At 70.5% G+C, this 13,353-nt stretch carries 13 protein-coding genes; 3 read left to right on the top strand and 10 right to left on the bottom strand.

Features of this window, described 5'->3' with window-relative positions:
* Window positions 1–12 precede the first annotated feature (12 nt).
* The 6 genes from EDM04_RS05840 to EDM04_RS05815 form a co-directional block, all read right to left on the bottom strand.
* Window positions 13–540, bottom strand: a complete 528-nt coding sequence (locus EDM04_RS05840; protein WP_123620215.1) for a redoxin domain-containing protein — start codon at window positions 538–540, stop codon at window positions 13–15.
* Window positions 541–542: 2 nt separating this feature from the next.
* Complete coding sequence (locus tag EDM04_RS05835; protein ID WP_123620214.1) at window positions 543–2,387, bottom strand: acyl-CoA carboxylase subunit beta; 1,845 nt, start codon at window positions 2,385–2,387, stop codon at window positions 543–545.
* A gap of 96 nt (window positions 2,388–2,483) precedes the next feature.
* Entirely contained in the window at window positions 2,484–3,221 is a 738-nt protein-coding gene (locus tag EDM04_RS05830; RefSeq protein ID WP_123620213.1) for a hypothetical protein, read from the bottom strand.
* Between the two features lie 245 nt (window positions 3,222–3,466).
* Window positions 3,467–3,697 (bottom strand): DUF2171 domain-containing protein, encoded by a 231-nt coding sequence (locus EDM04_RS05825; RefSeq protein WP_123620212.1) that lies wholly within the window; start codon window positions 3,695–3,697, stop codon window positions 3,467–3,469.
* A 158-nt stretch (window positions 3,698–3,855) separates the two neighbouring features.
* Window positions 3,856–4,752: a class 1 fructose-bisphosphatase gene (locus EDM04_RS05820; RefSeq protein WP_123620211.1), complete on the bottom strand. Its 897-nt coding sequence runs from the start codon at window positions 4,750–4,752 to the stop codon at window positions 3,856–3,858.
* Complete coding sequence (locus EDM04_RS05815; RefSeq protein ID WP_123620210.1) at window positions 4,752–5,549, bottom strand: class I fructose-bisphosphate aldolase; 798 nt, start codon at window positions 5,547–5,549, stop codon at window positions 4,752–4,754. Before EDM04_RS05815 ends, EDM04_RS05820 begins: the two co-directional genes overlap by 1 nt.
* Before the next feature lie 221 nt (window positions 5,550–5,770).
* On the opposite strand from EDM04_RS05815, the gene EDM04_RS05810 reads away from it, so the two are divergent.
* On the top strand, window positions 5,771–6,628 hold the full coding sequence (locus EDM04_RS05810) for a 3-hydroxyacyl-CoA dehydrogenase family protein (RefSeq protein WP_123620209.1): 858 nt from the start codon (window positions 5,771–5,773) through the stop codon (window positions 6,626–6,628).
* A 28-nt stretch (window positions 6,629–6,656) separates the two neighbouring features.
* On the opposite strand, the gene EDM04_RS05805 is transcribed toward EDM04_RS05810, so the two are convergent.
* From EDM04_RS05805 to EDM04_RS05790, 4 genes are all read right to left on the bottom strand, one after another.
* A complete protein-coding gene (locus EDM04_RS05805) occupies window positions 6,657–7,340 on the bottom strand; it encodes a phosphate ABC transporter permease (protein ID WP_123620208.1) in 684 nt (227 codons plus the stop codon).
* A 74-nt stretch (window positions 7,341–7,414) separates the two neighbouring features.
* On the bottom strand, window positions 7,415–7,693 hold the full coding sequence (locus EDM04_RS05800; protein WP_123620207.1) for a zinc ribbon domain-containing protein: 279 nt from the start codon (window positions 7,691–7,693) through the stop codon (window positions 7,415–7,417).
* A 60-nt stretch (window positions 7,694–7,753) separates the two neighbouring features.
* Window positions 7,754–9,070 carry an MFS transporter gene (locus EDM04_RS05795; RefSeq protein ID WP_123620206.1) on the bottom strand — a complete coding sequence of 439 codons (1,317 nt, stop codon included), beginning with the start codon at window positions 9,068–9,070 and terminating at the stop codon, window positions 7,754–7,756.
* A gap of 140 nt (window positions 9,071–9,210) precedes the next feature.
* Window positions 9,211–10,992 carry a PAS domain-containing protein gene (locus tag EDM04_RS05790; protein WP_123620205.1) on the bottom strand — a complete coding sequence of 594 codons (1,782 nt, stop codon included), beginning with the start codon at window positions 10,990–10,992 and terminating at the stop codon, window positions 9,211–9,213.
* A 157-nt stretch (window positions 10,993–11,149) separates the two neighbouring features.
* Between EDM04_RS05790 and EDM04_RS05785 the strand changes: the two genes are divergently transcribed.
* A complete protein-coding gene (locus tag EDM04_RS05785) occupies window positions 11,150–12,640 on the top strand; it encodes a DNA polymerase IV (protein ID WP_123620204.1) in 1,491 nt (496 codons plus the stop codon).
* 86 nt (window positions 12,641–12,726) lie between these two features.
* Window positions 12,727–13,284: an NUDIX hydrolase gene (locus EDM04_RS05780; protein WP_123620203.1), complete on the top strand. Its 558-nt coding sequence runs from the start codon at window positions 12,727–12,729 to the stop codon at window positions 13,282–13,284.
* Window positions 13,285–13,353 lie beyond the last annotated feature (69 nt).

Here is a 13,353-nt window from a genome sequence, read left to right as displayed (position 1 = left end):
CGCCACCCGCCCTCACCACGGCCCGTCGTAGTTTACCCGCGGCCGGTCGACGTCGACCCCGAGCTCGCGCAGCGCGGCGGTCGCGTTCTGGACCGGAGAGGGCGCCGGGCGGTCGAGCGCGTCGGTCGTCGCCTCGGCGAACCGCACCGTCCAGTCGCCGTCGATCGCGACGACCGCCCGACGCGGGATGTCCGAGTGGCCCTCCCACGAGTCGGCGAGCAGGTCGTACGAGTCGGCGACGCCCCCGTGGAAGTCGGAGACGATCGGGAAGGGGAGATCGAACCGATCGGCGTACGCGAACCCCGCGTACAGCGAGTCGCCGGTGAGCGCGACGACGGCGAGGTCGTCGCGGTCGTGCCAGCCGGCATCGCGGACCGCGGCGAACGCGGCGGTGCAGGTCGGGACGAAGTTCGCGGGCCCGAAACAGCAGACGACGGCCGCGTGTCGGTCGACGAGCCGGAACAGCTCCAGTTCGGTCGCCGTCCCGCCGGCGACCGCGGGGGCGATGAAGTCGGGGGCCTTGACGCCGATGTCGATCACGGTTACAACACCGTCCCGTGCTTCTTGTCCGGCAGGTCCTTCTCCACGTCCTCGTAGAACGCGAAGCGGGCGGCCAGCTCCTCCCGAAGCGTCGAGGGCGGGACGATCTCGTCGATGACGACCTCGCTGGCCATCCGGTGGATATCGATGTCCTCGCGGTACTCCTCGCGCAGGCGCTCCTCCTCGGCCGCGCGCTCCTCGGGGTCGTCGATCTCGGCGAGCTTCCGGGCGTACACCGCGTTGATCGCGGCCTCCGGGCCCATGATCGCGATCTCGCCGGAGGGGAGCCCGATAACGCTCTCGGGGTCGTAGGCGGGGCCGCCCATCGCGTAGATCCCCGCGCCGTACGCCTTCCGGACGACGACGGTCTGTTTCGGCACCGTCGCGGAGGAGGTGGCGTAGATCATCTTCTTGCCCTTCTCTAAGATCGCGTCCTTCTCGACCTGCGAGCCGGCCATGAAGCCGGGCGTGTCACAGAGGTACAGCAGGGGGACCTCGTAGGCGTCGCAGGTCCAGATGAACTCGGCGGCCTTCTCGGCCGCGTCCGGGAAGATGGCGCCGGACCGGACCGCGGGGTCGTTGGCGACGACGCCGACGGGCCGGCCGTCGATCCGGCAGAACGCCGTGACGATCTCCTCGCCGTACCCCTCCTTCAGCTCGAAGACGGACTCCGCGTCGGCGATCCGGTCGAGGAGGTCGCGCACGTCGTAGGGGCGGTTCGGCGACTTCGGGATCAGCTCGTCGATCCCGTCGGGCGAGTATTTGGGGGGTTTCGTCTCGCGTTGCGGGGGCTTCTCGCCCGCTCGGTCGGGGAGGTAGCCGATCAGGTCGGCGACGAGCTCCCGTGCGTGCTCCTCGTCGCGGGCGACCAGATCGGCCGAACCCGACTCCTCGGCGTGGACGCGGGGGCCGCCGAGCTCGTCCAGCTCGATCTCCTCGCCGGTGACCATCTTCACCATCCGCGGGGAGGCGATCGCCATCGCGGACATCCCCTCGACCATCACCGTGAAGTCGGCGAAGATCGGGGTGTAGGCGGCGCCGGCGATACAGGGGCCGTACAGCACGCAGATCTGCGGCACCGCGCCGGAGAGCATCGAGTGGTTGTAGTAGTACTTCCCGATCCCCTCGCGGTTGGCGAAGAAGCCGGTCTGCTGGTCGATCCGGCCGCCCGAGGAGTCCATCAGGTAGAGCACGGGGTTGCCCGTCTTCAGCGCGCGCCGCTGCATCCGGAGGAACTTCTCGACGCCCTTCGCCGCCATCGACCCCGCCTTCACGGTGAAGTCGTTGGCCATGAAGTGCACGTCGCGCCCCTCGAACTCGGCCGCGCCGGTGAGGAGCCCGTCGCCGGGGAGGCGGTCGCCGCCCGAGTCGTCATCCTCGGTGTCGTCGTCCTCTCCGCTATCCTCGTCGCCCCGACCGGCCCGCCCGGGCGCGTTCGGGTGCCAGTCGTCGAACGCGGCGAACTTCCCGTCCTCGAAGTGGACCCCGGCCGGGTCGCCGTCCGCCGCGCTCGCGTCGCCCGCGCCGCGCGTGCCGCCCTCCCCGCCGAACCAGAGGTCGAGGCGGTCGCGGACGAACAGCTTCCCCTGCTCGGGGAGGCGGTCGCGGTACTTCTCGGGGCCGCCCTCCAGGATGTCGTCGATCTCGGCCCGGAGGTCGCGCTCGCGGTCCGTGGGGCCGAGGTCGTCGTCGAGGGGGTACTCGACCGCGGGCGGGGACGCGCTCGCCGCGGGCTCGTCGCGTCCCCCGACGTGGACGTCGACGTCGACGCCGAGGTGCTCGGCGAGGGATTTCGCGATCGCCTCGGCCTCCTCCGGCGTCGCCGCCGCGCCGACGTGGACGTTCATGGGCGCAAGATTTGCGGTAGATCCTAAACAGTTTTCCATGCGGGTTCCGGCGCGGGTCGAGCATCAGTCCGGAGGCGGGCCCGAAAAAGGCCCGCGTCAGCGGTCCGCCCCGCCAAGCTCCGCGTCGAGCCGCTCGGCGACCCGGTCGAGGTGGTGGCGGCCGACGACGGCGACGACGTCGCCGTCGCCGCGGAGCTCGGCGAGGCGGTCGGCCATGTGCGTCTCGCGCACCTCGTCGTCGAACGAGCTCGCCCGAGAGGGCTCGAACGCGTCCATCACGGCGCGAGCGCGCTCGATCTGGTGACGTTCGTTCTCGGCCTGCCGCTCGGGGCTGTCGGTCCGGTCGGTCGCGTACGTGACCGGCGAGTCGACCTCCATTCGGATCGATGTGACCGCGGCGAGCGATCCCGCGAGGCGGCACCGGAGGGCGTTCTTCGTCACCGACGCCAGGCCGTCGAAGACGCCGCGGACCGTTCCGAGGGAGCCGGCCTCGCGACACAGCGTCGCGGCGAGGCGGCGGAGGAACGGCAGGGTCGGCCCGTCGATCCCGACGACGCGGTCGGCGGTCGACGCCTGGATCGCGGCGCTCATCTCCCCGCCGAACACCGGCGGAGTGCGGGTGTCCTCGGCGTACCGCTCGAAAATCGGAAGCGAGAGCGGCGGCAGTTCGAGCGCGAGGGCGTGGGGGTCTCGGTCCGCGATCACGCTTCGAACCCGGAAGACGCTGGCGGGGTGATCGTGGACGACGCCGACGAGCGTGACGGTGCCCGTCGGGGCGTCGATCGTACGGAGGTGCTCACCCGTGATCCGCGGGTCGTCGTAGTTCGCGTCCATGTGTCGGCCGGTAATCACCGCTTATCCGGTGTGTACCGACCGTTAGAACACTCTTAACATAAGAATTATTGTTATATTAACAACACGTTATATGAATTCTCAACGAATGAATTCAAAGTTAAATAGACGCTGAAAGAGGCATCTCCGTGCGATCGTTTCGAATCCGATCCCCCGTCTCACGGGAGCGAACGGCTTCGGGAGTCGCGTATCGTGCAAAAAGAGCAGGCTGACGGCCGAAACGGGGCCTACCGATTGAGTCTGACCTTGTCGTCGTCGATCGACTCGATGTCCGACTCCTGGATGGGATACGTGTCCCCGTCGGCGTCGGACCAGCCGAGCTTCGATTTGATCGTGTCGCTGACCCCCGGGTCCGGGTCGACGTGCGCGCGATCGCCCTCGACTTGGGTCACCATCCCGAGCTTCGTTCCCTCCTTGTTGACGACGGACTTGCCTTCCTCTTCGTTTGAGAGTTTCATCTGTGGGTACCTCCGCACCAGACATTTCGCCGATAGCGGGATTGTAATTAGTCCTGTAGTCGAGCATAAGCCCCAATAAACCGGGGTTAGAGCGATCGAAACCGGCGATAGCCGTTGTGCTCCGCGGGCAAGTCCCGCACTGAACGACTGGTAGCGGGTCAGTCGCCGGCGAGCGCGTCTTCCAGCCGCTCGATCAGCCCCTCGTTGCCGACGTAGAGGGGCACGCGGTCGTGGACGCCCTCGGGCTCGACGTCGAGGATGTCGGTGTCGCCGTCGGTCGCCGCCCCGCCCGCGCGCTCGACGATGTAGGCGATCGGGTTCGCCTCGAAGGAGAGTCGGAGCTTCCCCTCGGGCGCGCTGTTCAGGGCGGGGTACGCGAACACCCCGCCGTAGGTGAGCACCTGGTTCACGTCGCCGACCATGGCCCCGCCGTACCGGAGCTTCAGCTCGTCTTCGATCTCGCGGGCGAAGGCGGTGAACGCGTCGGGCCAGTCCGGGACCCGCCCGCCGAACCCGTAGACGAGAGGGTCGTCGGGGAGCGTCAGGTCCTCTTCGACGACCGAGCGGTCGACCGATCCCCCCTCGGCCTCCGTCACCACCTCCTCGCGCACGCCGTCGGCGTCGGCGACGATCATCGTCGTGATCGGACCGTAGAGCACGTATCCGGCGGCGACGAGGTCGCGGCCGGTCGCGGGGAGGGGGGCGTCGTACACCCCGACGACGGTCCCCATCGCGTTGTTCGACCGGAGGTTCGAGGAGCCGTCGAGGGGATCGATCGCGACCGCGTACGCCCCCTCGCCGTCGCTTCCGACCGCCGCGCCCGCGTCGACGGCGGCCGCGCGCTCCTCGCTGACGAACGAGCCGACGCCGTCGACCGCGGTCAGCGCGTCCGCGAGCAGCTCGTCGGCGTAGAGGTCGCCGGCCAACACCGACTCCCCCGAGGGGTTGTCGGTCCCGCTCTCGACCCGCCGGCCGGGGAGCGCGGCGCGGATCTCTGGCGCCGTGGCCGCGACCGCGTCGAAGATCGCCTCGACGATCGGGTCAGTCTCCGTCATCAGTCGTCGGCGATGGCGAGTGCCTCGTCCGGCTCGACCTCCTCGAAGACCACGGCCTCGAGGGCGTCGAGGATGCGCTCGGGGTCGTCGCGCTGGAAGACGTTCCGCCCGACCGCGAGCCCGGTCGCGCCGGCGTCGATGGCGTCGGCGACGTTCCGGAGGAACGCCTCGTCGTCGCGCATCGTGCCGCCGGACATCACGACCTTCGTGGGGCCGGCCATGCGGACCGCCTCACCCATCGCCTCGGCGGAGCCGGGGTACTTCACCTTCACCACGTCGGCGCCGAGCTCCAATCCGAGCCGGGCCGCGTACGAGATGGTCTCGGTGCTCGTGTCGTTTTTCACGCCCTGTCCGCGGGGGTACGACCACATGACGACGCCCATGTCGTGTTCGCGGGCGCCCTCGTGGGCCGCCTTGAACTCCTCGGCCATCTCGACCTCGCAGTTCGAGCCGCCGTAGAGGGTGAAGCCGACCGCGTCGGCGCCGAGGTCGGCGGCGTACTCGGCCGAGCAGTTGACGGGGCTGTCGGGCTCGCCCATCCAGAGGTTCGAGGTCCCGTTCAGCTTCAACAGGAGGTTCACGTCGTCCTCGTAGTCGGGGTAGTACGCCTCCGCGATCCCCTTCTGTACGGCCAGCGCGGTGACCGCGTCGTGGGTGGCGAGCTCGAACAGTCGCTCCGGGTCGGACGTCTCCGGGTTCGGATCGAAGTCGACCGGGCCGTGTTCGAGCCCGTGGTCGTACGCGAGGATGAGAGACTTGCCGTCCCGCGAGATGGCGTCGTCGGCGTGGGGAAGCATCAGTTCGTACTCCCGTTACATCGGTAAAAAACACTATGGTCATTCAATCCGTCGCGTCGAGTTAGAGACCGTATATACATCCCTTATCGACGCCGATATCGAGTGATCCGCTGCTCTCTAAATTACTACTCAAATAGTTAATTCTGGTTCCCGTGAGCGGATCGCGGACCGCCGACCCGGGAGTCGCAATACTTACCACCGCCGCCGCGACAGCGTCCCGCATGCGGGAGCTATCCGACATCGACGTCGTCGGCGTGGTGGGGGCCGGCACGATGGGCAACGGGATCGCGCAGGTCGCGGCGACCGCCGGCTACGAGGTCGTGATGCGCGACGTCGAACGGGAGTACGTCGAGCGCGGGCTCGACGGCATCGACGACAGCCTCGCTCGGCTCGACCGGAAAGACCGACTCGACGAGGAGCCGGAGGCGATCCGCGAGCGGATCGAGGGCACGACCGACCTCGATCCGCTCGCCGCCGCGGACGTGGTCGTCGAGGCCGCCGTCGAGGACCTCGACGTAAAAAAGGAGATCTTCGCCGACCTCGATCGGGTGACCGACGACGACGTGGTCCTCGCGACCAACACCTCGACGCTGTCGATCACGAGCATCGCGAGCGCCACCGACCGCGCGAGCGACGTGGTCGGGCTCCACTTCATGAACCCGGTCCCGATCATGGACGGCGTGGAGGTCGTCGTCGGGGAGCGCACAGCCGGCGAGGTGGTCGAGTTCGCCCACGCGTTCGCGGAGGACCTCGGCAAGGAGACGTGGGAGTCCGACGACAAGCCCGGGTTCGTGACGAACCGAATTTTGATGCCGTGGATCAACGAGGGGGTCCGCGCGTACGACGAGGGCGTCGCCGACAGGGAAGACATCGACCGCGGGATGACGCTCGGGACGAACGTCCCGATGGGCCCGCTCGAACTCGCCGACCACATCGGGCTCGACGTGGTCCTCGACGCCAGCGAGACGCTCCACGACGAGCTCGGCGACCGCTACAAGCCGGCGTACCTCGTGAAGCGCAAGGTCGAGGCCGGCGACCTCGGGAAGAAGACCGGGAAGGGCTTTTACGAGTACGAGTAGGGGTCGGCGGGAGGCGTCGAGCGCGCGATTAGGCGCCCTGCGCGCTCTCGGCGTCCGTGTCGTCGCCGGCGGTCCACCGGCGCGCGCCGGGGAGCAGACCGACCAGCTTCGTCACGTAGCCGAACTTGAACAGCCCGAGCTGGGAGAGCGCGCCGAGCGCGAACACGGCGAGGAACGCGGGCGCGGTCACGTCGAACAGGAGCGGTTGAACCGTCGTCTGCGCGGCGGCCGCGTCCAGCGTCGCTGGGGTGATCGACCGGCTCGCGAACGCCGCGCCGATGAAGGCCGTCGAGACGACGAGCGTCGTCCGGCTCATCACGAATCCGAACAGCGCGCCGACCGCGACGCCGGCCAGCGTCGCGCCGACGAGGAGGAGCGTCCCCTCGATCCCGGCCGCGTCGGCCGCGTACAGCGGGCCGACCGCGAACCGCCCGGCGAAGCCGCCGACGAGCCCGCCGATGGCGACGACCGCGAAGGAGAGCCCGGCGTACGCGAGGAAGCCGCCGACCGCGGCGCCGAGCGCGGCGGCCGCGGCGGAGAGCACCAGCCCGTCGACCGCGATCAGTCCGGCGAGGTTCGGCGCGGCGAGGTAGCCCGCGCCGGCGCCGACGAGGACCCCGGTCAGCGTGACGGCGTAGACGGAGACCGCGGCCCCGACGAACGCGAGGAGCAGCCCCGCGACGACGAGCCCGGCGGCGAGTGGCGTGATCATGGTATCACGTGGGTCCTCACCTAACTTAAAAGGTCGAGAGACGTGAATGTCCTCGGATCGGAACTGTCCGACGCTCACCGCCCCCGACGCCCGGCCTGTCGGTCGATATGGCGAGTGTACCCGCCGACGGCGAGGCCGAACCCGACCACGATCAGCGCGAACCCGAGCATGCGGGTCGTTCCCAGCGTCATTAACGCGAGAATACCCCCGAAGACGAACGCGAACACGCCGGCGACGGCGACGCCGACGTCGAGGAGCGGCGACGGCTGGACGGCCTCGCAGTGGGGACAGATCCGGGCGTCGCTCGGGATTGGCTCCCGACAGTCGACGCAGTGGACGCGATCGCGGGACACGGCCGTCGGTTCGGCCGTCGGGCACTTATAAGAATCAGTCGGCGGCGAGCGCGTCCGCCGTCAGTCCGCCGCGGCCGCGTCCGCGGCGTCGTCGCCGACCCCCAGCGTCTCCTCGACCTGCGTCGCGACGCACGCGAGCGCGGCGACGGCGAGCGCGGCGCCGACCGCGAAGGGGACGACGAAGCCGAAGCCGACGAGCCAGCCGGACGCCAGCGGACCGATCGCGACCCCGAAGCCGAACCCCATCGTGAGCACCGACAGCGTCGTGCCGGACTCGCCCTCCCGCGCGAGGTCGCCCGCGAGCGCCAGCGACGGCGCGAACACGCACGCGACGGCGATCCCCTGCGCCAGCCGGACGAGCGTCATCACCAGCGGCCCGGTGACGATCCCCTGCAGGAGCGTCGTGGGGGCGAGCAGGGCGAACCCGGCCAACAGGAAGGGCCGGCGCCCGATCCGGTCGCTCGCCTGTCCGATCGGCACCTGAAACAGGACGTTCGCGACCGTGACCGCCCCGAACTGGAGCCCGAACCACACCGGCGCCTGATCGAGCCGGACGTTCACCTGGTTCTGGAGGGTCGCGAACAGCGCGATGCAGATCCCCATCGCGACCGTCGCCAGCCCGAGCGCGAACACGGGGTCGAGCGGGCGCCCCTCGCCGCGGACCCGGATCGAGAGGTCGTCGCTCGCCTCGCTCGACTCGGCCGCGTCGCGCACGAGGAGGAAGACGAGCGCGAAGCTGAGGTACGCCCCGGCGCAGGCCGCCGCGAACGCGGCGTCGAACCCGTCGATCACCGGGAGCCCGATCGGCGAGAGGTCGTACGGGCCGCGCTGGACGACGGCGCCGGCCAGCACCGGCCCGAAGCCGAACCCGATCAGCCGGAAGGTGTTGTACACGCCGAAGTTGCCGCCGCGGTCGGCGTCGCTCGCGGCGTACTCGTTGACCAGCGCGACCGTCGCGGGGATGATGAGCGCCGCGCCGAACCCCTGCGCCGCGCGGAGCGCGATCAGCTGCCAGTAGGCGTCCGCGACCGTGTAGAGCCCGCTCGCGGTCCCCAGGAGGAGGATGCCGGCCAACACGAAGGGGCGTCGCATGCCGGTCCGGTCGGAGAGCCGACCCGTCAGGGGCTGCGAGAGGCTGTTGAGGAAGCCGAAAAGCGAGAGCACGAGCCCGATCAGCAGCGGCTCGGTCAGCGTCACCGACGCCGCGCCGACCCCGACCGCGGTCCCGAGGAGCGACTCGACGTCGACGAGGTCGCTCGCGATGTACAGCGGTAAGACGACGATGAGAAAGGAGTTGCCGGCGGCGCCGACCATCCGGGCGAGCGCGAGCACGATGACCCGGCGGTCGGTGTCGGCGACGCCCGAGAGCACTCCCATCGGTCACGGGTTCGTCCGCGAGTTCAAAGGCGTTTGCGAACGGGGGGATCGATCCGGTTCCGGCGGCGGGGGCGATCCCGCCGCGGTGGATCGATCCGGTTCCGGCCCGCCGCGGCGGGTTTCGCGTTCAACGCGAGACGCTACGCCGACTGCGGCGGGCGCTGGACGCCGCGGATCTCGAAGCGCGCGCCCCCGTCGGCCGCGTCGACCGCCTCGACGGTCCACCCGTGGGCGGTGGCGATCTCCTGGACGATCGCCAGCCCGAAGCCCGTGTTGCCGTTGACCCCGCTCTCCCCGGGCTCGAAGAGGGCGTCGCGGACGGATTCGGGGATCCCGGGCCCGTCGTCTTCGACGTAGAACCCGTCTTCGAGGTCGCCGACGCGGATCCGCACGTCGTCGCCGGCGTGTTCGATCGAATTGCGAACGAGGTTCTCGAACAGGTTGCGGAGCCGGTCCGGGTCGGCCAACACCTCGCCGTCCGCCTCGTTCGACAGCGACGCCGCGCCGGTGTCGACCGTCTCCCAGCTGTCGGCGGCGACCCCGGCGACCGCGACCGGCTCCGGGTCGCCGACGGTCTCGCCCTCGCGGGCGAGCGTGAGTGTGTGCTCCACGATCGACTCGATCCGGTCGAGCGCGTCGGCCGCGGCGTCGAGGTGTTCCGGGTCGTCCGCCGCCTCTCGCGCCAGTTCGACGCGCCCCTGCGCGACGTTGAGCGGGTTCCGGAGGTCGTGGCTCACGATGCCGGCGAAGGCGTCGAGCCGCTCGTTCTGGCGTTGGAGCGCCGCCTCGCGCTCCTTGAACGCCGTGATGTCCTCCTGGAAGCCGACCCACTCCGAGACCGACCCCTCGCCGTCGCGGAGCGGCGCGACGCTGACGCGGTTCCAGAACGGCGTGCCGTCCTTCCGGTAGTTCAACAGCTCGACGCTCTCCGGCTCCTCGGCGTCGATCGCCTCGCGGAGCCGGGCGACCGTCTCCTCGTCGGTGTCTGCGCCCTGTAAGAACCGGCAGTTGACGCCGACCGCGTCCTCGCGGTCGTAGCCGGTCATCTCGACGAACCGGTCGTTGACGTACACCATCGGGTTGTCCGGCAGGTCCGGGTCGGTGATCGTGATGCCGACGGGGGCCTCGTCGAGCGCCCGGTTCTTCGTCTCCAGCTCCTCGCGGCGCGCGCGCTCGTCGGACACGTCCCGGAGGATGCCGACGCTCCCCTCGAACGACTCGCCCTCGTACGGGAGCGCGGCCATGTGGTCCCGGCAGGGGATCGGTCCGCCCTCCTTCGGGACGATGTCGACCGAGAAGCGCTCCACGTCGGGCCCGGAACTGGAGAGGACCCGACCGAGCCGGTCTTCCGCCTCCGCAACCGCCGTCTCGTCTTTGATCAGGCCCGGCTTGCTTCCGACGATCTCCTCGCGGTCGTAGCCGGTCAGCGCCGCGAACGGCTCGTTGACGAACCGGAAGACGCCGGTCTCGTCGACGACGTAGACGGGGTAGCCCAGCGCGTCGATGACCGTCGAGTAGCGGTCGGCGATCTCGCGGGTCCGGTGCTCCTCGACCGCCTGCTCGACCCGGTTCGCGAGCCGGCGGAGCTGCTCGGGGCCGCCCTTCTGGAAGTAGCCGGTGACGCCCGCGTTGAGCGCCTGACTGGCGATCTCCTCCGACCCCTTCCCGGTGTAGAGGACGAACGGGAGCCGGCTGTGGTCGGCGTGGATCGCCTCGAAGAGCTCCAGCCCGTCGGTGCCGGGCATGTCGTAGTCGCTGACGACGCAGTCGAACTCCGCCTCGTCGAGCCGTTCGAGTACGGCCGACGGCTCCGCGACGCTCGTCACCGCGACGGACTCCAGCTCGCGTTCGAGGTACGCCTCCGTGAGGTCCAGCACGGACGGGTCGTCGTCGACGTGTAACACGTCGATCCGTTCGGACATGGCGCGGTCTTCGGGCCCTCCGGGTAAACGAATGTCGGCCCGGATATCAGTCGTGAGGACGCGGGTGTTCCCGCCGGTTTCACTACCGCTGTGGTACCGTTCCACTACCGCCCCGCGTGGCGGATTCTTAAGGGCGCGCGGCGCGGAGCCTCCGGCGATGGCGGGCGGAACGCTCCCGGGGACCGAGGCGGACGACGACGCGGGGAGCGACCGCGTCGTCTTCCACGTCGACATGGACTGCTTTTACGCCTCCTGCGAGCGCCTCCGTCGTCCCGAACTGACGGGCGAGCCCCTCGTCGTCGGCATGGGCTACGAGGCGGGCGAGACGATCGGCGCGGTCGCGACCGCGAGCTACGAGGCCCGCGCGTTCGGCGTCGAGAGCGCGATGCCGATATCGGAGGCGCTCGACCTGCTCCCCCGGCGGGCGAACGCCGACCCCGACGACCCGGACGCGCCCGATCCCGAGGAGGCCGGACGCTATCTCCCCGTCGACCTCGACTACTACAAGGAGGTCGCGAGCGACGTGAAGGCCGTCCTCCGCGACTGCGCCGACACGCTCCGCGAGGTGAGCGTCGACGAGGCGTACCTCGACGTCACCGACCGGACCGCGTGGGACGCCGCCGGCGACCCCGCCGATCCCCCGCCGAGCGCCGCGGCCGGCCCCGCCGAGGTCCGGACGCTGGCGGAGGGGTACGCCCGGCACGTCAAACAGCGCATCGAGCGCGAGGCCGGGGTGCCCGCGAGCGTCGGCGTCGCGCCGAACATGTCGACCGCGAAGGTCGCCAGCGACGCCGACAAGCCGGACGGGCTCGTCGTCGTCACCCCGGGCGAAGTGGAACCCTTCCTCGCGTCGCTGCCGACCGCCGAGATCCACGGCGTCGGCCCGGTGACGGAGCGGACGCTGGCGGATCTGGGGATCGAGACCGCGGGCGACCTCGCGGCCGCCGACCCCGACCGGCTCGGCGAGGAGCTCGGCGACCGCGGCCGGGAGCTGTACCGGCGCGCGCGGGGCGAGGACGACCGGGAGGTCACGCCCACGGGGCTCCCCAAGAGCCTCTCGCGGGAGTCGTCGCTGTCGGCGACGGCCGACGAGGAGCGCAAGCGGGAGACGGTGCGCGCGCTCGCCGCCGACGTGGCCCGCCGCGCCCGAGAGCGGGGATGTCTGTACCGTACCATCGGGATCAAGGCGGTCGAGCCGCCCTACGAGGTGAACACCCGCGCCCGGAGCCTCCCCGGCCCCGTCGACGACCCCGACCTCGTGGAGTCGGTGGCGCTGGACCTCCTCGACGAGTTCGCCGGCGACCGGGTCCGCAAGCTCGGGGTGCGCGTCTCGAAGCTCGACTTCGCCGAGAGCGATCAGGCGACGCTCGGCGGGTTCGACCCGGGAGGGGACGGCGGGAACGGGGCGGGAGGAGGCAGTGGACGAAGCCGGGACGGCGACGGCGAACGCAACGTCGGCCGCAACGGCGACGGCGACACCGACCTCGGCCCCCGATCGGTCGCCGCCGACGGCGACGGCGGGAAGCTCACCGACTGGGTGGACGACGAGCCGAGCACGGGAGAGCGAGGCGAGGGCGACGCGGACGACGGGGCGGAGCCCGACCCGCGCGACGCCGACGGGCAGGCCTCGTTGGGCGACTGGTCGTAGCGGGGTATCGAGGCCGGTCTCCCGTCGGCTCACCGTCGCCGCCGTCGAGTGCGGGGATTTAGGTGCCCCAGCGCCGACCGCGACGCATGGACGACTCCGCCGACGAGCTCGCGTGGGAGACGCTCGACACCGACATCGACTACCGCTGTCCCGGCTTCGGCGTGCGCCGCGACGAGGTTCGCTTCCCCGACGGCGAGACCGACGGGTACCACTACGTCGACGAGTCGCCGGCGGTCGTGGTGCTCCCCTTCACCCCCGACGGTGACGCGGTCGTCATCGACGAGTGGCGGCAGGCGGTCGGCCGGGTCAACCGCGGGCTCCCCGCGGGGTCGGTGGAGCCGGAGGACGCGGACGACCTCGAACGCGCCGCGGCCCGCGAGCTCGCGGAGGAGACCGGGTACGAGGCCGACGCCTTCGAGCGCCTGACGACGGTGGAACCGACGAACGGGATCGCGAACTCGGTCCACCACCACTTCCTCGCGACCGGCTGCGAGCCGACCGCCGAGCGGGACCTCGACCACAACGAGTCGATCGCGGTCGAGACGGTGCCGTACGACGAGCTGCTCGAAGCGGTCGTCGACGAGGGGCTCCGGGACGGGCGGACCGTGACCGCCGTGCTGTGGTACGAGCTCTTACACCGGTGAGCCGGGGCCGGGATCCGAGACGGTCGCCGGGATCGAGAGGGCACCGGTCACCGGAATCCGATGACCGGA

The sequence above is a fragment of the Halorubrum sp. CSM-61 genome (genome assembly GCF_003781945.1).
Taxonomy (GTDB): Archaea; Halobacteriota; Halobacteria; order Halobacteriales; family Haloferacaceae; genus Halorubrum.
This window is presented reverse-complemented; position numbering and strand designations above follow the sequence as displayed.